The organism is Microbulbifer mixtoriginis (SeqCode) (genome assembly GCF_052467515.1).
In genome coordinates, this window is record NZ_CP174314.1 from 3,016,885 (window position 1) to 3,038,254 (window position 21,370).

General features: G+C 47.2%; 22 protein-coding genes. 7 read left to right on the plus strand and 15 right to left on the minus strand.

What is annotated here, in order from left to right; all coding sequences use genetic code 11:
* The first annotated feature begins 225 nt into the window (after positions 1-225).
* The 3 genes from ACJJIT_RS12980 to ACJJIT_RS12990 all read left to right on the plus strand — a co-directional run bounded on the left by ACJJIT_RS12980 (position 226) and on the right by ACJJIT_RS12990 (position 2,348).
* Positions 226-759, plus strand: a complete 534-nt coding sequence (locus tag ACJJIT_RS12980; RefSeq protein WP_444898646.1) for a hypothetical protein — start codon at positions 226-228, stop codon at positions 757-759.
* Between the two features lie 458 nt (positions 760-1,217).
* Entirely contained in the window at positions 1,218-1,757 is a 540-nt protein-coding gene (locus tag ACJJIT_RS12985) for a hypothetical protein (protein WP_444898647.1), read from the plus strand.
* A 69-nt stretch (positions 1,758-1,826) separates the two neighbouring features.
* A complete protein-coding gene (locus ACJJIT_RS12990; protein ID WP_444898648.1) occupies positions 1,827-2,348 on the plus strand; it encodes a hypothetical protein in 522 nt (173 codons plus the stop codon).
* Positions 2,349-2,696: 348 nt separating this feature from the next.
* Here the strand turns inward: ACJJIT_RS12990 and ACJJIT_RS12995 are convergent, their stop codons facing one another.
* From ACJJIT_RS12995 to ACJJIT_RS13010, 4 genes are all read right to left on the minus strand, one after another.
* Positions 2,697-3,158: a hypothetical protein gene (locus tag ACJJIT_RS12995; RefSeq protein WP_444898649.1), complete on the minus strand. Its 462-nt coding sequence runs from the start codon at positions 3,156-3,158 to the stop codon at positions 2,697-2,699.
* A 327-nt stretch (positions 3,159-3,485) separates the two neighbouring features.
* Positions 3,486-4,802 (minus strand): sodium ion-translocating decarboxylase subunit beta, encoded by a 1,317-nt coding sequence (locus ACJJIT_RS13000; RefSeq protein WP_444898650.1) that lies wholly within the window; start codon positions 4,800-4,802, stop codon positions 3,486-3,488.
* 19 nt (positions 4,803-4,821) lie between these two features.
* Positions 4,822-6,609, minus strand: coding sequence for a sodium-extruding oxaloacetate decarboxylase subunit alpha (gene oadA, locus ACJJIT_RS13005; protein WP_444898651.1), 1,788 nt, complete (start codon positions 6,607-6,609; stop codon positions 4,822-4,824).
* A gap of 56 nt (positions 6,610-6,665) precedes the next feature.
* Positions 6,666-6,899, minus strand: coding sequence for an OadG family protein (locus ACJJIT_RS13010; RefSeq protein ID WP_252085251.1), 234 nt, complete (start codon positions 6,897-6,899; stop codon positions 6,666-6,668).
* A gap of 591 nt (positions 6,900-7,490) precedes the next feature.
* Here ACJJIT_RS13010 and ACJJIT_RS13015 point away from each other — a divergent pair.
* On the plus strand, positions 7,491-8,510 hold the full coding sequence (locus ACJJIT_RS13015) for a tRNA dihydrouridine synthase (RefSeq protein ID WP_444900918.1): 1,020 nt from the start codon (positions 7,491-7,493) through the stop codon (positions 8,508-8,510).
* Positions 8,511-8,528: 18 nt separating this feature from the next.
* Here ACJJIT_RS13015 and ACJJIT_RS13020 read toward each other — a convergent pair whose 3' ends face one another.
* The 11 genes from ACJJIT_RS13020 to ACJJIT_RS13070 form a co-directional block, all read right to left on the minus strand.
* A complete protein-coding gene (locus tag ACJJIT_RS13020) occupies positions 8,529-9,341 on the minus strand; it encodes an outer membrane lipoprotein-sorting protein (RefSeq protein ID WP_444898652.1) in 813 nt (270 codons plus the stop codon).
* On the minus strand, positions 9,334-10,548 hold the full coding sequence (locus tag ACJJIT_RS13025; protein WP_444898653.1) for an ABC transporter permease: 1,215 nt from the start codon (positions 10,546-10,548) through the stop codon (positions 9,334-9,336). The genes ACJJIT_RS13020 and ACJJIT_RS13025 overlap by 8 nt, the downstream gene beginning before the upstream one ends.
* Positions 10,536-11,219: an ABC transporter ATP-binding protein gene (locus ACJJIT_RS13030; protein ID WP_252085248.1), complete on the minus strand. Its 684-nt coding sequence runs from the start codon at positions 11,217-11,219 to the stop codon at positions 10,536-10,538. The genes ACJJIT_RS13025 and ACJJIT_RS13030 overlap by 13 nt, the downstream gene beginning before the upstream one ends.
* A 23-nt stretch (positions 11,220-11,242) precedes the next feature.
* Complete coding sequence (locus tag ACJJIT_RS13035) at positions 11,243-11,851, minus strand: hypothetical protein (RefSeq protein ID WP_444898654.1); 609 nt, start codon at positions 11,849-11,851, stop codon at positions 11,243-11,245.
* Between the two features lie 335 nt (positions 11,852-12,186).
* A complete protein-coding gene (locus ACJJIT_RS13040; RefSeq protein WP_444898655.1) occupies positions 12,187-13,515 on the minus strand; it encodes a hypothetical protein in 1,329 nt (442 codons plus the stop codon).
* A 12-nt stretch (positions 13,516-13,527) separates the two neighbouring features.
* On the minus strand, positions 13,528-13,881 hold the full coding sequence (locus ACJJIT_RS13045) for a glutaredoxin family protein (protein ID WP_444898656.1): 354 nt from the start codon (positions 13,879-13,881) through the stop codon (positions 13,528-13,530).
* Positions 13,882-14,234: 353 nt separating this feature from the next.
* Positions 14,235-15,296 carry an Ldh family oxidoreductase gene (locus ACJJIT_RS13050; RefSeq protein WP_444898657.1) on the minus strand — a complete coding sequence of 354 codons (1,062 nt, stop codon included), beginning with the start codon at positions 15,294-15,296 and terminating at the stop codon, positions 14,235-14,237.
* 122 nt (positions 15,297-15,418) lie between these two features.
* Positions 15,419-16,180 (minus strand): LytR/AlgR family response regulator transcription factor, encoded by a 762-nt coding sequence (locus ACJJIT_RS13055; protein ID WP_444898658.1) that lies wholly within the window; start codon positions 16,178-16,180, stop codon positions 15,419-15,421.
* Complete coding sequence (locus ACJJIT_RS13060) at positions 16,168-17,187, minus strand: sensor histidine kinase (RefSeq protein WP_444898659.1); 1,020 nt, start codon at positions 17,185-17,187, stop codon at positions 16,168-16,170. The genes ACJJIT_RS13055 and ACJJIT_RS13060 overlap by 13 nt, the downstream gene beginning before the upstream one ends.
* Positions 17,188-17,198: 11 nt before the next feature.
* Positions 17,199-18,377 (minus strand): hypothetical protein, encoded by a 1,179-nt coding sequence (locus tag ACJJIT_RS13065; RefSeq protein ID WP_444898660.1) that lies wholly within the window; start codon positions 18,375-18,377, stop codon positions 17,199-17,201.
* On the minus strand, positions 18,328-18,561 hold the full coding sequence (locus tag ACJJIT_RS13070; RefSeq protein WP_444898661.1) for a hypothetical protein: 234 nt from the start codon (positions 18,559-18,561) through the stop codon (positions 18,328-18,330). Before ACJJIT_RS13070 ends, ACJJIT_RS13065 begins: the two co-directional genes overlap by 50 nt.
* 304 nt (positions 18,562-18,865) lie before the next feature.
* On the opposite strand from ACJJIT_RS13070, the gene ACJJIT_RS13075 reads away from it, so the two are divergent.
* The 3 genes from ACJJIT_RS13075 (at position 18,866) to ACJJIT_RS13085 (ending at position 21,279) form a co-directional block, all read left to right on the plus strand.
* Positions 18,866-20,452: a VCBS domain-containing protein gene (locus tag ACJJIT_RS13075; protein WP_444898662.1), complete on the plus strand. Its 1,587-nt coding sequence runs from the start codon at positions 18,866-18,868 to the stop codon at positions 20,450-20,452.
* Positions 20,453-20,466: 14 nt separating this feature from the next.
* On the plus strand, positions 20,467-20,760 hold the full coding sequence (locus ACJJIT_RS13080) for a hypothetical protein (RefSeq protein WP_444885542.1): 294 nt from the start codon (positions 20,467-20,469) through the stop codon (positions 20,758-20,760).
* Positions 20,761-20,949: 189 nt separating this feature from the next.
* Entirely contained in the window at positions 20,950-21,279 is a 330-nt protein-coding gene (locus ACJJIT_RS13085; RefSeq protein ID WP_444898663.1) for a hypothetical protein, read from the plus strand.
* The last annotated feature ends 91 nt before the right edge of the window (positions 21,280-21,370 follow it).

Below are 21,370 nucleotides of genomic sequence, written 5' to 3' on the forward strand. Positions count from 1 at the left end.
AGTTATTAGGTATAAACACTGAGCATATAAACCCATACAAATAATTTTTCACCAGGAGGGTACTGCCTCCAAACATAACATAGAAACCGCCCATTTCAACTTATTCCTTGGATTAACAACTATTATTTTTAGACCAAGGCTACCTCAACAAGCTTCTAGGCTTGCCATGTGTTTTGGTTTTTTCTCAACAGAAGTGCTGCTGTTTTCTACGCAAGGAAGTATCTGATGAACCTTTTCACCTCCAAGACATTTTTATCAACCGCTTTATTTAGTCTGACACTCTGTTCAGCGACATCTGCACTATCTCAAGCAACTGACAGTGCACAAAGCATGATCACCTTGACTTATATGGACGCCATTCAAATAGCAAACGTAGATAATGTACCCATCCAAGCCCCCCCAGCTGGATCTGGAGATTTTGCAGCGGGATCGGATGTTTTTTGTGTTGCAGGAACTGGCAGCTTCACCAGCTTTGGTATCACATTTGCTAATGCAGGCACAGATCCCAGCTTTTTCCTCCAGCCCAGTGTTGCCGGTGCAAGCCCAATGACCTATGAAGTTTTCTTCTCAAACAGTACTCAGGGACAAGGCACCATGGTTACGGCAGGAGTCCCCCTACAAGGCAATGCCATCCAAGCCAATAATTGTGCAGATGATAATGCAAGATTTGACGTTAGAATTCCCCCAGCAGAATGGGAAGGCAGAGCCGGTGATGCTCCATTTATGGGCATGCTGGTAATTACAGTAGAAGCAGAATAAACGCATATTAAATAAATTCGGATTGAGCGGCCCTCTATCATTGGCTAGGATTTAGTGCCCATTAAATCTTAGGCAATCAGCAAGGGCCGCATCATTTTCAGATGGCTAAAAAGAAATTTTTATTACATAGATTACGTCTCAAAATCAGGCACTAAAACCCTTCAAATAGCCTACTGACAGCTTTCCTTAGAGGGTGAGACGCAATCACCCCCTGTGGTAAAAATCGGAGAAACACAAAAATCCATTTAATATGGCAAATGAAAATATATCAAAAGACATAGGTAGTCACTCTCAACCAATAGTAAAACCTTCCTAAATCACTCACAAAAACACAACTTCAATAAACCTTTAACCTCTTTACAGCTATCATTTTTAGGCAGAATCACTCCGACTATACATGTCTCGAATCCAGCTTTAGCGCTTCGAGCCCTATATTATTTTTTATAAGGAAGTTTAAAATGAAGATTTTCACTGCAAAATTAATGGCATCAATAGTTACTGCGGGTATAGCCCTTGGCTCCTCCACTTCGGCGTTATCTCAAGCCACAGACTCCGAAACCAGCATGATCACGCTAACCTTTACGGAAAATATTGATATTGCTTTTGTTGACCCCGTCACCATTGCAGATCCCACGCCTGGGGACCCGGCTGTAGGTGTAGACTTCTTCTGTGTTGCCGGTACTGGATTTAGCACTTTTAGTATTAATTTTGTAAATCCGGCTGCTACAGGCCCTGATTTTATTCTGATGCCTTCGGTAACTGGGACCCTACCTATCTCGTATAACGTATTCTTTAAAAATGACACTGCTCCAGGACCAGGGGTACCTGTTACGCCTAATGTACCAATCCCGGGCAACCTTATTCAGACAAGCGCATGCCCCGACCCCACATTTGATAACGCAAGATTTGACATTGAAATCCCCTTTGCTGAATGGGGTGGCAGAGAAGGAGATGGACCTTTTACAGGAATGCTAGAGCTAACAGTGACCGCCGAATAAAGTTACTCCACTCTCAAATTTTACTGGCATTGTTAAATGAAATTGTCACTTTTTTAAAGGAAGCTTCATTTGAAAACCGAATACCCTAAACTGTTCCTCTCCATTGCTACAACCTGCTTAGCTATGGGAGCCACCAACACCGCGCTATCTCAAGCCACAGATAGCGAAACAAGCATGATCACTTTGACATTTTCTGATTTCATAATCATCGAGAATGTAGATCCAGTCACTATTGCAGATCCAATGCCCGGAACCGATGCAATGGGATCAGATACCTTCTGTGTTGCAGCAAGTGGCTTTGGTAGTTTTAGCATCACATTTGCCAATGTGGGCTCAGACCCAACCTTTCTCTTACAGAGTAGTAATGGCACAGGACCAATTTCGTACAATGTAGCCTATGCCAACAGCACTGGTGGGCCAGCACAACCGGTAATGGCTGGTATACCTCTGCCCGGGCAGGGAATACAGGCAAGTAATTGCTTTAATGACAATGCACGATTTGATATTGATATCCCATTCTCAGAATGGGATATGAGACAACAAGATGGGCCTTTTACGGGTACGTTATTGATTACAGTTGAGGGGCAATAAGACATTTGAAAGTTAACGTTTTAGATACACCAGACCTAGAATCTGGTGTATCTAAAAATCACATATCAAAATTACTTGACTCAAAAAAAATATAATTTTAAGCCAAAAACAAAAAATTCAACAAAAATCAAAGCTCACGCTCCTGATTTAACCAAGCACTACAGTATAAGTTAACGTAAACATTATTACCGGTCGAAAAGCCTTGAATCCTAATACAGAGAAATATATAGCCACCACCCTACACTGAAATTCGTCCTTAAAACGACGTATACTTCATTGGCCAGCAAAGCTTCCTTAGAAATAGCTCAGATCTCTCCCCGAGCTTCTTAAGTTCTAGTGAACCTAGTATTACTCAGCTGAACAGGTAATTCTATTTTCAAAACAAACACCGCCCCGAGTAGAACAGGTTTCCAGTAGTTTGCCTTTGGCCTCTACCTCAGAAAAGCCTTTGGAGTGCATACCGCCAGCCCGCATATCTTTCATATAGCAGGCCCATCTGGGGCGTTCCTTTACTGGATGGAGAACGACATCTGGTTGGGCATTGTTAGATTGACCTTCTACCAGGGCCTGTAGATCCACAATCAGATCCTGCATGGAGCGAATATCTTTGCGCAACCTGACAACCTCTTTCTTGAGTTTGCGCATTTCATCCGCCTCTTGATTTTCATCCTTCAGGGCATGTACTTCTTTGCGAAGTTTTATCATCTCTCTTTTAATCTCGTGCAAATCTTCAGCGGTGCGATGATTGTCGTGGGCCAGTACAGGAGAGGAGAACAGAGCAAGGGAAATTAAAAGTGGCAAACTACGCATGGTCTTACTTCCAGTAAAATTTCTTATTACAAGCCAAAATCGGGAAGGAATATAGCGCAAAAAACCTTAACTCAAAATGAATCGTGTCGAGCACCCATTAATACCACCAACGCAGCTCTTGAGAGAATATGTAGTTAGAAGCCATTTAAAAGCATTCAGGGAGCTAGAGAGCCGTATTTTGTTTGCCTGTCCATCGAAAAATAAACAGGTAAATAGATATTCCTGACAAATACCTTGCAAATACAGCCATATTCCACTTTAAGTTTTATCAAAGAAAAAGAGGCGAACTGAAGTTCGCCTTATCAGGAATCGCTTTTGTGGGCCAAGTCAGCTGCCGGTTAAACTGCGTACCATGCTGATCATGACTCCCGCAGCAACCGCAGAGCCAATAACCCCAGCCACATTCGGGCCCATAGCATGCATCAGCAGGAAGTTGTGCGGATTGGATTCGAGCCCCACTTTATTGGATACCCGTGCAGCCATGGGCACGGCAGATACACCGGCAGAACCGATCAGTGGGTTTACCTTGTGCTTACTGAATACATTGAGCAGCTTGGCCATCAATACCCCTGCGGCAGTACCAATGGCAAAGGCCACGATACCCAGGGCGAGGATTCCCAGAGTTTTTGGGTCGAGAAATTTATCTGCAGCCAGTTTCGAACCGACCGAGAGACCTAGGAAAATCGTGGTGATATTGATCAACGCATTCTGAGCAGTATCCGAAAGGCGCGACACCACACCACACTCACGCATCAGATTACCGAAACAGAACATTCCCAACAGCGGAGCTGCAGCGGGGAGAAACAGGGCAACCAGAATCAACAGCAACAGCGGAAAGGTAATTTTCTCACGCTTGCTTACATGACGCAGCTGCACCATCTCGATTTTGCGCTCCTGCTCTGTAGTGAGTGCACGCATAATCGGTGGCTGAATCATCGGCACCAATGCCATATAGGAATAGGCTGCTACCGCAATCGCACCTAGCAAATCAGGGGCCAAAATGCTGGAAACATAGATTGCTGTGGGGCCATCTGCACCGCCGATAATACCAATGGCTGCAGCATCGGCGATGGAGAAGTCCATAATCCCCGCAACTGAGAGTCCGACAGCACCCAGTACAGTGGCAAAGATACCGAACTGTGCCGCCGCACCCAGGAACAGGGTACGCGGGTTAGCGAGCAGCGGGCCAAAATCGGTCATGGCCCCCACCCCCATAAAAATCACCAACGGCGCGACACCCGAAGCAATAGCCACAGAATAAAAGTTATACAGCATGCCGTTGCTGAAACCGGCATCGCTGGCAAACTCTGCGGCCTGTAGCTGCACCGCAGCCGGGGCAGCACCCAGGGCTGCTTTTAAATCCTCGAGACTGGCAACAGTATCCAACCCCAAGATCTGGGCCATTTGGGCAAGAACTGCTGCATTTCCCTGGGCCAATGCGGTCTCTGCTGCAGAGAGCGCCAGATCTGCTCCGGGAATATTGGCCAGGATACCGCCAAAGCCAATTGGCACCAGCAACAGTGGCTCAAAGTTTTTGCGAATAGCCAGAAACAGCAGCCCCAATCCAACAAAGATCATGACCAGCTGCCCCGGCATCATTTGTGCGATGCCGGAGGACTGCCAAAGCGTGAGTAAATTATCCACTTGCGACTCCTACCCCAATCTATGCGATAGACAGCAGGGCATCACCCACCGCCACGGAATCGCCCTCTTTTACCGCTACGCTGGCAACACTGCCACTGCGCGGCGCACTCACTACGGTTTCCATCTTCATGGCTTCGAGCACAATAATGGCCTGGCCTTCGCTGACCTTGTCACCAGGCATCACCATCACCTTAAAGATATTGCCCGCTAGGGGGGCATTGACCGGCTCACCACCAGTGGCTGGAACCGAACTGGCTGGACTGGCTGCAGGGGCGGCCGCACCTACCGGGGCAATATTGGTCAGATCGCCACCATCGGCCACTGTCACGGTGTAGCTCTGGCCTTCCACAGTGACCGTATACACCTCTTCCCCGTTGTCATTTTTCACTGCGGCATTTTCGTTGCCAGTAGGCACTGGCTCAAAGGCATCGGCGTTGCCGCGATTTTTCAGGAACTTGAGGCCGATTTGTGGGAAGAGTGAATAGGTGAGCACATCGTCAATTTCACCTTCGCCATTGGTCAGGGCAATGTCCTCTGCCCCGGCTTTTTCCTGTAACTCCAAGGTGAGCCTGTCCAACTCTGGAGCGATCAAATCCGCAGGGCGACAGGTCACTGGCGCTGCGCCTTCCAACACCTTCACCTGCAGCTCCTGATTCACTTCGGCAGGGGTCGCGCCATATTCCCCTTTCAAAACTGCTGCCGTTTCTTTAGAGACAGATTTATAGCGCTCACCGGTCAGCACATTTAATACTGCCTGGGTGCCTACAATTTGTGAGGTGGGCGTTACCAAGGGGATATATCCAAGATCCTGGCGTACGCGGGGAATCTCTTCGAGTACCTCATCCAGGCGCTCACCGGCACCCTGCTCGCGCAGCTGGTTTTCCATATTGGTCAACATGCCACCGGGCACTTGGGCCACCAAAATGCGCGAGTCCACGCCTTTAAGGGAACCTTCAAATTTCGCGTACTTTTTACGCACCTCGCGGAAATACGCGGCAATTTCTTCGAGCAGATGGATATCCAGGCCAGTATCCCGCTCGGTACCTTCAAGCATGGCAACCAGTGTTTCCGTGGGGCTGTGGCCATAGGTCATGGACATGGAGCTGATGGCTGCGTCCACATTGTCGACGCCCGCCTCGATACATTTGAGTGCGGTGGCAATAGAAAGACCCGTGGTCGCATGGCAATGCAGATGGATGGGAATATCCACCGCTGTTTTAAGGCGCTTTACCAACTCGTAGCCTTCGTAGGGGCGCAATAGGCCGGCCATATCCTTAATGGCAATGGAGTCCGCCCCCATATCCTCAATCTGACGCCCCAGCTCTACCCACAAGTCCATGGTATGTACCGGGCTCACCGTATAGGAGATAGTGCCCTGAGCGTGCTTATCTTGTTTTTTTACCGCGGCCAGTGCCGTCTTCAGGTTGCGCATATCGTTCATGGCATCGAATACGCGGAAGACATCCACCCCGTTGACCGCGGCACGCTCAACAAATTTTTCTACGACATCATCGGCGTAGTGGCGATATCCCAGAATATTTTGCCCACGGAACAACATTTGCTGCGGGGTGTTGGGCATGGCTTTTTTTAATTCGCGAATCCGCTCCCAGGGGTCTTCGCCGAGATAGCGAATACAGGCATCGAAGGTGGCGCCCCCCCAAGATTCCAGCGACCAAAAGCCGACTTGATCGAGCTTTACTGCAATCGGCAGCATATCGTCCAGTCGCAGGCGGGTGGCGAATAGTGACTGGTGGGCGTCACGCAGGACTACATCGGTAATCCCCAATGGCTTTTTAACCTCAGTCATGGGTTATCTCTCTCGGCAGAAATTATTGGATGTTGTAATGAAGCGAAATTTGGCGATTAACGTTTTTTTCGATGTTGTTCGATGGCCGCCTTGATAATGGCGTGCAAGCGGGCATTGTCATCGTTACCGCTAGCGGGCGGAGTGGCGACGGGCTCCGCTTCGGGAAAGTGGCGAGTAATAATTCGGGACATGATACCGGTGCCTATCACCAGTAACAGCAGGAAGGTAAAAACAATTCCCATACCGAACAGGGTAATATCCAACCCCTGTTGAAGTAGCGTATCTTGCACTCTGTATCCCCCTAAGCCTTCGGATAATACAAGGTTAATATCCGGGCGATTATTCTTCGGCCTGTGGCCGTTTAATGTTAAGCAGCCACTATACTTGGGTGCCTATAAAAACTGCCAAACAGCACCGCTAAACTTCCGCACAATTCCCAGCTTGACCAACACCAAGCCACCCCAACTGCAATCCCCAAAATTCTGCGACTGAGCGCAGTGATCTAATTGGAAACCTGCCTGGCTGGCAACCCATTTACGCCCGGCAATCTAGTCTTCAAGTAGGGCAAATACAACCTCGTTGGCGGCTCCACCCCGACAAGTAACCATACTATCTACTGCCGGAGGGTTCTTCTGCAGCATGGAAGTGCAGTCAATTTTCTATTATCAATACAAGTTGCTTTTAAAATCAAACACTTAATGGTTTCAGTGGCAACGGTGGCGCATGGTTCATTGCACCCTTTATTGGTGCAAACACGCTCGAATTTGAGTTCAAATCTCCTATTAAAACTACCAGCCGAATGATCATTGTTACGGAATAGCGATCACTTGCTGATAGAATATGCGCCAACCATCACACCAATTTTTCCTATTTCCAACTTTATGACCGATAAGACAATTTCCCTGCAGCCGAAGATTTACCAGGCCCCCATGGAAGGTGTTATCGACCACCATGTGCGCAGACTGCTTTCAATGATTGGCGGAGTCGATATCTGTGTAACCGAATTTGTGCGTGTTACCGATACCCGCCTACCCCGTCGGGTTTTTACACGTCTGTGCCCGGAGCTCTTGGAGGGCGCCAAAACGGCCAATGATGTCCCGGTACGCTTGCAACTCCTAGGCGGCAATCCCGAGGCCATGGGCATCAATGCCGCCAAAGCCGTTGCCGTGGGGGCAAAGGCGATCGATCTGAATTTTGGTTGCCCAGCCAAGTCGGTCAATAACAGCGATGGGGGCGCCTGCCTATTGCAAAGCCCGCATCGGGTAGAGGCGATTGTCGGCGCTGTGCGCCGAGCCGTACCGGATCACATCCCTGTCACCGCGAAAATCCGCCTGGGTTTCAACGACCGCTCTACCTATATGGAAAATGCCCTGGCCGCAGCCGCCGGTGGAGCCAATGAGTTGGCGGTTCACGCTCGCTCTAAAGTCGATGGCTACAAGCCCCCGGCCTACTGGGAATATATCGGTGAGATTCGGGAAAAACTGCAGATTCCAGTAGTCGCCAATGGCGATATCTGGACACTGGCGGAATTTCAGCGCTGCCACGAGCAAACCGGTTGCCAAGCCTTTATGTTTGGCCGCAGCCTGTTGGCAAGGCCTGATTTGGGGCTGCAAATCAAGGCCTTCTGCGCCGGGGTAGAATATCAGCCGATGGCATGGCCACAAATTGTCGAGTTACTCTGGGGTTACTATCAAATTACCCGGGAAGTCTACCCGGCCAAGTATCTGGGTAACCGGATCAAACAGTGGCTGGCCTATCTCAAGCTCGCGTTTCCAGAGGCCCAGGTATTTTTTGAGAAACTTAAACGCCTGCGCGAGGCTGAGGCTATTGAAGCCATTTTTTCCCAGGAGTTGGAGTCACCCCAGGAAATCATTAACCAAAAAGCTATTGCAGCCGCTTAATAGCGGCTGCAAAGTTCGTTAAAGCTCAGCGGTTGACTGGCGACTTAGGTAAGCCGGGTTGTAATACTTTTCCGGCAAATCATGGGCCTGGACACTCTCATAAATAACCCGTGTCTCTGTGCCAGTATTGATCGTATCCTGCAGCCGCATTTCCGCCACTACCTGCCGTCCCTCTCTTTGCCCCGGGGTAAAGTGCGCAATCTTGGCCAACTTGCCGGATTTCAGGTAAAGCTCGGCTTTTACCGGAAAATTACTTTTGCTATCCACCCACAAGTTAATACGCTGATAACTGGCCCCCTTGGTTTTAGCGGTAAGGCTCAAACGGTTTACCAGCTGATCCTGTAATGTCTCCTGCCCGGCATAAACGCCCTGATAATCCTCACTCCAGGTGAGTGTGGCCACATCGCCCACCGATGCCCCCCCCAACAATTTTTGCATGGGTGTAATCCGTATAGGGCGGCGGCTGCGCGGCATCAGCATCCAATAGTTATCCTGCAGCATTAACATCTTGGTGCCCTCCTCTCCCTTGCCTTTGAATACCACCAGAGATTTGCGCTGTGGGCGGGTGTACACATGGTAATTATCCATACTGTCCAGCTCGCCATTTTTGTAGACCCGCACCTCAGTGACTACTCGCGCGGAATTTTCTTGCAGACGGTAAAAATCGGCTTTGGCAAGCATGCTCTCCACTTGCTGCGTGGTGTAGATAATCTCGTTGCTGGCCCCACTATTGGTATTGAGTGAATTGGCCAATGCCATTGGAGCCATTGTTATTACCAGAGCGCTGCCCAAAACTTTCCAAGCAGTTTTTAGTTTCGCTAACTTATACATGTACCAATGCCTCTGTTATCGGTTTGTTTACACCTTTGCGCGCTGCCATAAAGGAAGACAGAACACAGATTGCCGCTACTGCTAACGAGATCATCCAAGCAAGATTCAATGAGAAATACACCACCAGGGGATAGCTCTCAGTTTTACCGGGAGGGGGCGGCATGGTGACTTCAAACACCATCAAACCCATACTCACCGCAGCTGCCAGCAAGATGCCCACGATCGCTCCTACCAGGGACAACACCAATGCCTCCAACACAAAGCCCAGCAGTAATTCGGCGCGGGACGTACCCAATGCGGAAAGAGTGCCGATCTCACGGGTTCTTTCTGTAACCGACATCGCCAAGGTATTGAAGAGAGAAACAAAAATCACCATCGCCATGATCACGCCCATCAGGCCAAAAATTCGGTCGTAAAGACTTTTCACCCCTTGGTAAAAGAAGGCGCGATCCTCCCAGGTGGTAATTTCCAACTCGGGAGCCTGCTCAGCCAGACGCGCCTTTAATACTTCGGTGTCTTCCAGCTCATAGCCGTACAGGTGCATGGTGCTGACTTTTTCACTATCGAGAATAAACTGAGCAGAATTTATCGAGAGATACACCTGACGCTTATCCATGTCAGGAACACCAGTTCCAAAAACACCCTGTACTTTAAAATCCAGTGCGTTAAGCGCCCCATCTACAGTGGTCGACATCAGGGTGACATAGTCCCCGGTTTTTACATTCAGATTTCTGGCCAGATCCTTGGCCAGCATAATCTGCGGATCGGTAGGATCTTCATTCTTACTCAGAATGCCACCTTCGGTCATATTTAAGAAAGGCCCTTTTACCCGAAACTCGCTCGGCAAAATCCCCTGTCCCAAAAATATGGTCGACTTATCTCCATTGGAGATCAAGCCATTCAAATAGATACGTGGTTGTACCGCCTTAACCTGGCTATCGGTCAATAAGCGCTTTCTCAATTCGTCGGCATTTTCCAAGCCATTTTGTAATGGATACTCTTCATCGCTATTGAAATATCCCGGCTGGGTAAACACCAGATGCCCCTGACTGCGTGCGGCGCCTTCTTTCAGGGATTTATAGGTGTATAGACCAAAGCCCCCGGAAGTCATCAGAGCCATCACTACAATAGCGACAATTGCGACGGTCAAAAGGCTGCGGCGGCGGTTGCGTAATAAATTCAAAACTGCCAGTTTTAAGCGACGCATGGGGCTTCCTCCTGCAAAATCACACCGTCTTGTAAATTGATCACTCTGTCACAGTGCTGAGTCATACGATCATCGTGGCTGGCCACAATAAAGGCCGTTTTCTGTTCCCTGCCAAGGTGTTTCATTAATTCAATAATCTGCTGAGCCGTTACACTATCCAAGCTAGCGGTGGGCTCATCAGCTATCACCAATTTGGGCTTGTGCACCAGTGCTCGAGCTATCGCCACCCGTTGTTGCTGACCGCCGGAGAGGCGGTCGGGGCGATATCGGGCAAACTTGGCCAAACCCACATAATCCAACATCTGCATTACCCGCTGTTTTACCTCTGCAGAATTCACACCATTGAGCTGTAATGGGTAGGCGACATTTTCAAAGGCACTCATCACCGGAACCAAATTAAATTTCTGAAAGATAAACCCCATCTGAGTGCGACGTATCTTCATTGCCTGCTGGTAGTCCCTGGTCATTAATTCACCGGCAAAATGCACCACACCGGAATAATCTTGGTCCAATAAGCCACAGATATTTAGCATGGTACTTTTACCGGAGCCTGAAGGCCCACAGAGGGCCACCATAGTACCGGGGCGAATGGCCAGGTTGACATCTCGCAAAGCCTGGTGCTTTATTTCACCTGTCGTATAGGTCTTTTCTATATGTGTCAGCTGCAACATCGGTCTTTCTCCAATCCCAATTACTACTCAATATCCAGCTTACAAAGTGCCAGAGCCCCTCTTGTATTGACCTTTACCTGCCATTCACTTTTCTGATCTGACTTTTCACCCAAATCCGCAGCCTCCAGGGCACCACAGTAGATCCAACTCACTGCCTGTACCGGCATGTGCGACAGACGCGGATCATTCATCAGCTCCCCATAGAGCTCAAATCCTCGATCAAAAGCATTGAAAAAAGCAGGTACCTTGGTAAAAGTGGTCGCCGCAATCCCTTTAAAAAGCAAATCCCGGGGCACCCCCCTAGCCGAGCGGCCAGGATTTTCAAGCTCCTCCAACATCAATAGGGCTTTGTCCATACGGGCGATCCCATTTTCTGCATAGCTCACCTTCTTCCAAGGCAACCAACTCTCCTTGGCCATCAGAGTCTCACTGGCACCCAGGTAGAATAGGGCTGCAGGGTCTGTGGGATCTTGCTGCTGGGCAACTTTGAAAGCCTCGTAAGAAACTTCAATAGCATCCCCACCCTGCTGCGCCGCCTTGTTATATAGTCCTTCTAACTGCGCATCCACTGCAGCAAAAGCGGAAGTAGACATACCCAGTTGAATCAGTGCCGCTGCAATAATCTTCTTCATGATTTCTCTCCTTGCGTTTAGGTTGGGAGCAGATTAGTGCTGGTTATGGAGGGGGTCTTGATCGTGCGACAAAAGGGGAAGGAGAGGGATAAACGGGAAATCTTTGGGCTGAATGGAGTTAGAAGCCACAGATAAGTGGTAAATGGCGAGGCGTAAACTATTTTGGCAAGTTACTTCCCAGGAGGTGGTACAGAAGAACCAGTTAATTGATATTGTCCCTAAGCGACCTATCAAATCAGCGCGAACACATACATAAATATTGGGCCCAACATATTGAGAGGGTAAGCCCAAACTCACCCATCTGTAAGCAAGCCATAGTATTGAAAAATTGATTCTTAGGTATTGTCAGCTATCAACTTGCTAATAAATTTTAAGGCAGAGAAGCCAGGGGTGTTTAATTTTTCTAAATTTTTAACCATTGCTGACGGTAGATAAGGCTTGGCTGCAAACAAAAATTGAGCCGCCCCGGCTGGTGATTCAGTTGGAATCTTTGAAGAATAGAGATTCCATAATTCATAAATAGAAATAGAGCCCTGCTCTTTCAGGTATGTATCTATCGCATTTATAATCAGAAGACCGTAATTATAGTGAATGCGTGGATTCTTACGTGACGCATCCAGATAAACCGGATTTTCCCCCAGGCTGGCAAGGCATTTCTGCTCTGCTTGCTTAATCTTCTGTGACAGATAACCCTTAGAAAGGATACTCTCGAACGCCAAACCGGCAAAATAATCAGCCGCTCCCTCATGAAGCCAGGAGTCAGCTGCATCTATAACATCTGCGCCCTCTCTCTGATATAAATGGGCAACTTCATGGGAAAAAAGCCAAAACAATTCATCGACATCAATTGCCTCAACAACAGACTTCTTACCATACCAATGCATAAATATCTGGCCTGGCAGAGTTCCACCTTGATGACCATGTCGACCATCGTCTGTAGAACTAAAAGAAGCAAACAACGCGGGCCTATAGCCAAGTGTGCCCATTTTATCAGCAAAGAAATCCATCAACTCAGGCAACTGAGCGCTCATCTGATGTTGCAGCTTCTCTGGTAGAAGTTCATCGATCACACTTACAAAGTGATCACTCTGTATCGGTTCTCCATGACCAATATAGACCTTGCTGCCTTCATCGAAAGCCGCCCACTCAATACTTCCCTGATAGATCCTGCCATGCAGGATAATATTGTCAGACTCGGGAGCAACAATCGTCAAATACCACTTCTTTAGGCTAGGTTGACAAGAATCTGCGCAGGCAAAAAATCTCCCCGTATGCAATAAATAACTTCCATCCGAAAACGGGGAGAAAGGGGCATATTCCTTGGGGAGGGCCGTATAAGTAGGGGTAAGATGAAAAGTAGCTTCTGTAAAGGCACTACCGTCCTCACGCACTAAACTCTCTACCTCATCAACAAACTCAAACTGATACCCGTTAGAAGTAGGAACCCAACGCTTGCTTCTTGAGTTATCCGGAGAGCTTTTAAAGGCGAGCTTCTTTATTGGCTTTTCTGACACAAAGGTAACAAACCAGTTACCATTTCCCTTCTTTTCCAGTTTGGTGCTAATAGTATTTGCAACTACTATAGAGCTGAATCCTAAACAGCTACATACCACAGCCATAGTAATTGCAAGGGCTATTGTACGAAACGATTTTTTTATTATCATTCTCAACCTTAATTACAAAAAGCTTGTACTCTGAGCGTTTGAATAAGCACTTAATATTTTTTTAGCATTATATCCGTGAATTACCTCTCCATTGATAAGCAAGACAGGAACACCTTTACCACCTAGGCGATCATACTGAAACCTGCCCTGCTGGGACTTCTCAATATCATACTCATAAAATGGTATATTGTGCTCTCTCATCAATTCACGTGATTTCTGGCAATAGCCACACCATTCGGTAGCGTAGAGAATAACCTCACCCGGCCGCAGAGAGGCGTAATCCGGAAGCGGATTAAAATACAGCGCTATCTTATCCCACTTTTGAAAAATCAACAGAGCTACAGCCAAAATCAACACATTCCTCATGCAAAGACCCTATAAATCAAAGAATCAGGCAAACAACCTCTTAGCAGCTCAACAACAATTTTAGAAAGTAGAAGATAAGCCCGCAATATGTACCAACTTAGGTGGTTCAGCATTTTATGTATAAGACCCACTAGGGTGATTATGCAAGATGTTCACCATCAACTTTCCATGCTCACTCATAACATCCTTACAAATATCAGCCCTTGAGCCACTCTTTTTTATTACATCCTCTTAACGTCCCCACCGTCACACTATCAGGCGCACCAAGGGTTTCGTCTTTAATGTAGTGTTGAGCTGATGCTTTTGCTGTAACTAAGGTGATCACTCTAAGAGAATGAATTTGTCAGTAAAAATTAGCTCTTAGTTAATACAGAGGGAAGGGGAACCTGTAATTTTTCAGCCCAGGGCTGAAGATCCTTGATAATAGAGGGATATAACTCTACCCCATCACGCAATTGCCGTGTTCGATTCGCCCAAGCACGCTGGCCAGGCACTCTTACAGGCTCACCGCTATCACTGCGGTTTTGCTCCCAGAGGTTACTTAAAGCAATGGTTTGACGAAGAAAGTCTGCTTTTGCCCCAAAAGCCTGGGGATCAATTATCTGTAAGAAAACCGAGTTGGCCTCTTTATCGTGTTTGGCTGAATCATCGCCACGGCCATAGCCTCCAAGTGCCATCGACAACACCTCCAACATCGCACTTAGTGCCGCCCCCTTGTAACCGTGATCAGCACCACCAATCGGTAAAATACTACCACCATCTTTGAACGCCGAGGGATCATCAGAAATCTTGCCATTATGATCTTTAAGGCAAGCGGAAGGCATTTTCCTACCCTCTCGCTTTGCACGTGACACATAGGCACCAGCTGTGATAGACATACTCACATCAAACAACAGAGGGTAATCTCCGGCCGGAGCCGCAAATGCCAGGGGATTCGCAGAGAACAATGGATCAATTCCCCCTTGAGGCGATACAGTATTTTCTCCCGGAGTTGAACAGGTTAGAATCGCCACATAACCCGCTTCGATTACCTGAGGTAAATAGGCAGCTAGGCAGGCAATATGCTGGCTGCGGCGAATAATAGCGGTAACAACACCCTGTTCAGATACTCGTGATAATGCCTGTTCAATGGCTTTGCTAAGCACCCAGGGACCAGGTAAAAATTGTGCATCCCAGTTAAAGCAGTTACCCCTATCGGACAACACTTTGGGTTCACCATTAAGCTTGGACTCACCACTTTGTAACCACTCTAAATTGCTCACAACCCGGTGCAAGCCATGGGTGGTGAAACCGAGCAAGTCTGCCTGCAAGAATACATTAGCGATTATGTCGGCCCTGTCCTTAGCGAGCCCCATACGCTGGAATAAAGCACTGGCAAAATCTCTTAATTCTGTGGAAGAGTAATAATCTTGCATCGTGACTCCATGTCATTCTTAGTTAGGACAATTAAGAACCGGCGCTTACTGTGAACCGGTTATAATTAATTCGCCTTACCACCTTAAATTTATTCTCTCTATGTAACAAACAAAAAATACATTCACATAGATTTAAACATTGCTGCGGCCCTACGGCTCACAGAAAACTTTTGCCCATCATCCATAATTACCGTAGCTGAGCCCGTCAGCCCTCGGTTAATCTTATCGATTCGCTTAATACAGACAATCGTTGATCGGTGTATCTGCCAAAAAAGATCAGGCTCCAACTGCGCCATCAATTCCTTAAGCGGTGTGCGTATAATATGCTGGCCCTGGTCTGAGTAAACAGTGGTGTACTTGTCCTCAGCGACAAAAGCCGAAATTTCATCACAGGAGATTAGGTGTACATCCTCTCCCCTACTAGCCCTGATCCAGCGTAGATATTCCGGCTTACCGACATTGAGTTGCTGCAATAAAGCCGCAATATTCGGACTCACTTGCGCCTGCTCTTCCGCTCTACTTTCCAGACGCTTCTTGATACGTTCACAAGCTAGCTGAAGTCGCTCATCATCAATGGGCTTCAACAAATAATCTACGGCTTCCTGCTCAAAAGCATTTACTGCATATTCATCATAGGCAGTAATGAAGACCACTACGGGTTTGATTTCCAGCTTGTTAAGCGCGGCAGCAACCGCAATACCGTCCAAACCCGGCATACGGATATCGAGAAAAATGACATCAGGCTGTTCTTGCTGGCAAAGGGTTAATGCCTCCTGACCATCAGCTGCTTTACCAACCACCACCAGTTCCGGAAAAACATCAGCCAACATTTTATCCAGATGATGACGCAACAAGGGTTCATCATCGGCAATTATTGCGCGCATGGAAACTCCAATCTAGCGGTAACCCCGCCCAGTTGATTACTACTTATCTGCAGCTTGCCTTCTTCCTGGTATAGAGTGGCAAGACGCTCCTTGATATTATTTAAAGCCAAACCATTGTGCTTGTTTGACTTTGACTTATTGGTTGCAGCCTGCAACCCAATTCCACTGTCCTCCACTTCTATGATCCACTGACTAGCTTTCGTAGCCACCCTGAGACAGACCAGCCCTCCTTTCTGTGAAGGCTCAATACCATGGAAAATAGCATTTTCCACCAATGGCTGTATTAATAGGGGCGGAACTTCCGTTGAAGGGTTAACGGTTTCTGCCAGTTCGACCCTATACTGCAAGCGCTCACCCAGTCGAATTTGCTGAATAGCCAGATAGCTTTCAAGACTGCGAAGTTCATCTTTCAGGGACACATAGTCAGAACGCGATTTATTCAAACTAAAGCGCAAAAGATCGCTAAAATTGTCCAGTAGTAGCTCTGCCTTCTGTGGATCGTGCCTAATCAGCATCTTAAGATTGGCCAATGTATTAAACAGAAAGTGAGGTTCTATTTGACTTTGTAATACTTTCAGCTGGCTTTGCACCAGAGTTTTTTGTTGCTGGGCCTGTAGTAACTCTGCTTCCTTGCGCTCAGTCTCCAGCTTGTGGGACTGTTCACGATTGAGATAAAACTGGTAGAGTAAAGTCGTCAAAAAGATAGCCAGAATTAGTGAGTAAATCAGGGCATTAACCGCAGGAAAAACTCCAAAGCCAGAGACCCACCACCAAACATTAATAGAACCCAACACCGTCGTTGCCGAAATGGTTACTGCATACTTGAGTACATGTGGCCAGTTCGGTTTTAGGTGGAGCATAAGCTTGCGCGTAGAAAAAGCAACAAAGCCATAGGTTAGGGATATACCAAAGTTGAGAGAGTAACTCCCTCCCCACACTTTTTTAGTGATTAGGGCCACAACAATACAAAGAATCAATATACGTAAATATTCACTGAGCAACTTCACCATGATTCCTTTTATATCTTCATGTTCGCAGTCAAAGTAACAAGGGTTTCATTAGGCAATTGTGTAAAATATGATTTTTTAGCGCCGCCAAAATACCTTATTGATGCGCCAAGAGTCCAATCGCCCTTCATTTCATGGTTAATACCAGCAGTCAAAACCATGCCTCTATCGCCAGGGGAATATAAAATATCCAATTTGGGATTGTAATTGTGATTAGATAAGTTCCAGTGCATCATCAGGTTATGGCGATTGCGTGCTTCGCTTAAAAAAGCTGCAGCAGAAGCATATCTGGTAGCATCCCATCCTTCCCCCTGTTCACTGTACCAGCTGGTATTGTCTGCAAGCCTTTGCCAATCGCGAGTATGCCACGCCCTGCTATCAAACCAGTATTCAGCGATGATTGTATGCCCTGCGTTATGGGTCCAGGTCATGCCCAACAGAGCCTGCCAGCCATCGCTCTGTTCTCCCTCTCGGGGTAAAGTGCCAGTTCTTGGAGAACCAGGCTTTAGCCATTGACGATAACGCTGCTGGTAACGGCCTTCGCTATGTAACTCCCAAGACTCCCCATAGGTCGTAACCCAGCTGGCGCCGATATTCAAACCACGCTGATCATCCAGGTAACCGAGCAGTTGCCATTCACTCACACCTTTCAGCTGGTACCAACGTGCAGCCAAACCTCTCGGAAGCTCTTCATTAATAAGTTGACTAGCATTAGCATCAACCAACATCAGGCTCAGCTCTCCACTTGCTGTGAAGCGGCTGGCTGATACGACAGCAACGCCCTCATCAGCCCGCAGAGATACCGGGTTGCGCTCCATAGGCAGGAATAGATCCAAAGGTCTGTGAGCGTAGCTAACACCAAAATCCAGGCGACGCTTACCTGCAAGCAGGTCCCACCCGAACCTATCCCCCTGCCAAAATAACTCTTCCACAACAAGTTCTGATTCCTCACCAGCGCCACTACCTGCCTCATGCAGCATGGAAACCTGTCCTTCCCAGTCCGATACCTGCAGCGCACCTTGTAATTTAACTTGGCGCTCATAACCTGACCCAGAATCGAAGATGGCACTTTTCGATTGATTCTTAGCGCTAACAGCCATTGCCAACTCCCACTGCTGAGTAAGTGACTGAGCATTGAGTTCACCCACCAAAGACATCATCAACAGCAGCCAAAAAGTATTCCTTTTCATCATCACCTCCAACTTGATAGAAGCAATTTAGCAACACGAGTTGTTGTCTCCAGCCCAAGTGATGAGTGGTATCCATGATGGACAGGCCGTAGATGGTTGGGATAAATGGTGGATAGCGGCTAGTGCAGGCCAGCGAGTGACGAATAAAGCTGGCCAATTCACAGATCAGTAGTGAGGCCACCATCATCAATTCTGAACAGCAACCAAAGTGATCGGTGGGCCATAACGCTCTATATCTAAACGCTCTGTCACCCAGTGCAAAAGGTCTCTCACTTCAGGCCATCAGAAGTGTTCCTCTTGGAACCCTCCTGTGCTCACCAAACCACAAAACAGGCACATAAGAAGTGAAAATTTTTAGCTTCCCGCGACGAAATCAATAAAAAATACTCTTTAAACCACAATTGGTGGAACCGTACCAGTTGATAGGAGTCCATCTTTTAACTCATTAAACACCGGCTATGACCTTATAGAGATAAATTGGGGGAACAATGCCTGGTCCACTTAAAACGTTTAGCGCTCTCACATTAACCGTAATTCTGGCCGCTTGTAGTGGAGGCTCTGGAGGCAGTAATAATTCTGATAATAATCAGCCTAATAATGAAACAAATGGCGGATCTAACACCGGCACAGATGCCGATAACAACAATGATAATGATGGGGGCAACACCGATACTGGCGACTACAGATTCAATCCTAGCACTCCGCTAAGTACATTGGTGGTAGGAACTAGTGAATATGCCCAGGGTACACTGCAATTAGAGGATACCGATAGTACCAGCCCCACCTTTCAGTCTGGGACTTATGCCGGAAAGTATGGTGACTTCAAACTATATGACAGCGGCAATTGGGAATACCAACTGAACAACAATGCCAACGATTTAAACAGCGGCGCCTCGGTAGAAGATACTATCGTTTTTTCTCTCAGTAACGGAGATCAGCTAAACATAACTTTTGCGATCCAAACGATTGAAGCCACCCAAAATAGTATCGTTTTTATATTGGTTAATTTTTCCGATGCCGCCGTAACGGATGATGTCAGCATCTCCCAGCTTGCGGATATGACATTCAACGCTACCGACTCCCTCGATAACACTTACAAAGAAAACTCACTGGGCCAGCTAAAGTTCCAGCGCCATCTCAGCAACAATAATTCTCTAGCACAATATTGCTATGGTGATGACAATAAAGAAGAAAGCTCTATTGACTGCTTTATATACAGCATCCCCGACAATCAAAACGGAGGGATTTTAAGTATTCAAAATGCTCAGAACCGTGCCACAAACTCTCAGGATGGGCAATATTCCGATGGAGGTTATACTTGGAGAGATAACGCAAGCCGCTGGGTAGAAAGCAATTTTGTCGATGCCAATAATCGCCCAGTAGACCTCAACGCATGGCGCCATCGAGTATTTATATTCCCAACCGCCGCTTACAATGCCGGGTTAGTTGGTACAGGGGTCGCGGCGGTCAATGGCCGCTGGAGTATCGTTACTGCAGATAGCGATCAACTAATTATGGGGCATGAACTGGGTCATAACATTGGTTTAGGCCATGCAGGCAATGATAACAACAACGATGGGGATACCAGCGACCGAGGGGAAAGTGAATATGGCGCTGCCGCAGCCTTCATGGGCAATAGCTGGCAGTCACGCTTATTTGGCAGCGCTCATAGGGACTTTATGGGTTGGTACAACAGCTTCCCTGGCTATTCCAAATCTGTTTCTAAAAGTATGGGGAATGCTTCAGAGGTTCAAATTCAAGCTATCGAACTTACCGCCGGCGAATTAAATAAAACAATGCCACAGATTATAAAGGTGGAGAGTAACGGTAGCAGCAATCGAGAAAATCACTATTTCGTGGAATATCATATTTCCCACCCCATCCTAAACCCTCGTTCACAGCAAGATAAGGCCGTAACTGTGCATTATCTGAAAGATGACACCGCCAACCAAGTGGCCACTCTTGAAGAGCCCGGCAGCAGCTTCACAGATTCGGCTGCTGGAGTCACCATAGAGTTTAAATCCAGAAGTGATGAAATGAATACTGCCACCATTTCAGTAAGCTATACAAATTAAAGAGAGAAATAGCAATGAGATACTTACTCACAATAATTTCGACCTTACTGTTAATTCCCACCGCCTCTGGTCAGGAAACTATAACGGGAGTACTGGAAGAAGAGGTTTCAGAAAATTTTAAGACAGGAAAAATTGATCATCGCTTTTCCATCAAAGATGAAAACACAGGGCAGTATTATTTTATAGATGCCAAGGAGATCAAAAAAAAGGGTATGAGATCTGGTGAACGAGTCAGAATACGAGGAGAAAAACAAGAGCGTCGCCGGCTTCATATCAAGGAAACCGAGAGAATCATTTACGAAGAATAAGCACGTAATATCCAGCCGCTCATAAATCTACGCCAGGGCATATACTTCATCAAAATAGCCCTGGCGACGTAAAAACCTACCGGATAGCACAACGCAATAAGCCGCCCTGTTTTTGCTATTATTTCACTGGTTATGTCTAGGAATTTGCCAACCCCTTTTGTTGGCGATACACATGCCAGGGAGTAACGGATGAAAACAGTTGTATCAATCGTTCTGGGTATCGCTCTACTTCAATCACTTTCAGCAAGTGCCGCCTGGACTGAACAGGCGCGCATTGACTATCTCAAAGTTCACAGCCAAGGAGTAGACGTTCGATTAAAAGGATTTGAAAATGCCAGTGCTGAAGTGGCATGCTCTGACACTAGGACATTTGTACTAGTGAATGATGAATCTCAAATCTATGACACCAAAGTCTCTTTTTTATTGTCTGCTTTTATGTCAAAGACCCCAGTAAACCTGAGTTACTATGGATGCTATGAAGACAGAATCCGCTTGTATTCCGTCATAATCAGGGACTGAAGCGCCATCAAGCGATGTTTGGAATAACAATATTTTATTGGAAGGATACATGGATGTATCCACTCAACTCTTAAAGAAGTATTTCACCAAA

Coding starts and splice junctions, on each gene's coding strand:
- ACJJIT_RS13065 (WP_444898660.1), bottom strand. CDS start 18,377: ATGAAAAGGAATACTTTTTGGCTGCTGTTGATGATGTCTTTGGTGGGT.
- ACJJIT_RS13015 (WP_444900918.1), top strand. CDS start 7,491: ATGACCGATAAGACAATTTCCCTGCAGCCGAAGATTTACCAGGCCCCC.
- ACJJIT_RS12980 (WP_444898646.1), top strand. CDS start 226: ATGAACCTTTTCACCTCCAAGACATTTTTATCAACCGCTTTATTTAGT.
- oadA (WP_444898651.1), bottom strand. CDS start 6,609: ATGACTGAGGTTAAAAAGCCATTGGGGATTACCGATGTAGTCCTGCGT.
- ACJJIT_RS13035 (WP_444898654.1), bottom strand. CDS start 11,851: ATGAAGAAGATTATTGCAGCGGCACTGATTCAACTGGGTATGTCTACT.
- ACJJIT_RS12995 (WP_444898649.1), bottom strand. CDS start 3,158: ATGCGTAGTTTGCCACTTTTAATTTCCCTTGCTCTGTTCTCCTCTCCT.
- ACJJIT_RS13050 (WP_444898657.1), bottom strand. CDS start 15,296: ATGCAAGATTATTACTCTTCCACAGAATTAAGAGATTTTGCCAGTGCT.
- ACJJIT_RS13080 (WP_444885542.1), top strand. CDS start 20,467: ATGAGATACTTACTCACAATAATTTCGACCTTACTGTTAATTCCCACC.
- ACJJIT_RS13025 (WP_444898653.1), bottom strand. CDS start 10,548: ATGCGTCGCTTAAAACTGGCAGTTTTGAATTTATTACGCAACCGCCGC.
- ACJJIT_RS13055 (WP_444898658.1), bottom strand. CDS start 16,180: ATGCGCGCAATAATTGCCGATGATGAACCCTTGTTGCGTCATCATCTG.
- ACJJIT_RS13075 (WP_444898662.1), top strand. CDS start 18,866: ATGCCTGGTCCACTTAAAACGTTTAGCGCTCTCACATTAACCGTAATT.
- ACJJIT_RS12985 (WP_444898647.1), top strand. CDS start 1,218: ATGAAGATTTTCACTGCAAAATTAATGGCATCAATAGTTACTGCGGGT.
- ACJJIT_RS13085 (WP_444898663.1), top strand. CDS start 20,950: ATGAAAACAGTTGTATCAATCGTTCTGGGTATCGCTCTACTTCAATCA.
- ACJJIT_RS13020 (WP_444898652.1), bottom strand. CDS start 9,341: ATGTATAAGTTAGCGAAACTAAAAACTGCTTGGAAAGTTTTGGGCAGC.
- ACJJIT_RS13030 (WP_252085248.1), bottom strand. CDS start 11,219: ATGTTGCAGCTGACACATATAGAAAAGACCTATACGACAGGTGAAATA.
- ACJJIT_RS13045 (WP_444898656.1), bottom strand. CDS start 13,881: ATGAGGAATGTGTTGATTTTGGCTGTAGCTCTGTTGATTTTTCAAAAG.
- ACJJIT_RS13070 (WP_444898661.1), bottom strand. CDS start 18,561: ATGGTGGCCTCACTACTGATCTGTGAATTGGCCAGCTTTATTCGTCAC.
- ACJJIT_RS13040 (WP_444898655.1), bottom strand. CDS start 13,515: ATGATAATAAAAAAATCGTTTCGTACAATAGCCCTTGCAATTACTATG.